The organism is Vibrio sp. 1402 (assembly GCF_033340275.1).
The window spans coordinates 1-560 of the sequence record NZ_JAWOWE010000553.1; the positions used below are offsets into that span (position 1 = coordinate 1).

Here is a 560-nt window from a genome sequence, read left to right on the forward strand (position 1 = left end):
TTATTGAGCTTGGTTTGCAACCGGAATCGCTCAAAGGTCAGCAGTTTATCCAACTGGTGAACGAGATTATTGGTTTTCCTCGTCATCTTTCTCAGCATGTCGGCGGCTTCGTGATTTCATCTGGTCCATTATATGAATTGGTGCCCGTTGAACATGCAGTAATGGAAGATCGAACTATCATTCAATGGGATAAGGACGATCTCGAAAGCTTAGAGCTTCTGAAAGTCGATGTATTGGCGCTCGGGATGCTCAATGCTATCCGTAAATGCTTTCAATTAATTGAGAAACACCACCAGCGATCACTTTCAATTGCTGAGATCACTCGCCGACAAGATGATCCTCATGTATATCGCATGCTCCAAAAAGCAGACACCGTTGGCGTTTTTCAAATCGAATCTCGCGCGCAAATGAGCATGCTGCCTCGCTTAAAACCAGCTTGTTATTACGACTTAGTTATTCAAATCGCGATCGTACGCCCAGGGCCGATTCAAGGCGACATGGTTCACCCGTTTTTGAAAAGGCGCAACGGCGAAGAGCCTGTCAGCTATCCATCAGAAGCA

1 pseudogene is annotated in these 560 nt (G+C 45.9%); it reads left to right on the forward strand.

Features of this window, described 5'->3' with window-relative positions:
- Positions 1-560, forward strand: a pseudogene (locus tag R7044_RS27210) (error-prone DNA polymerase); the annotation flags it as partial.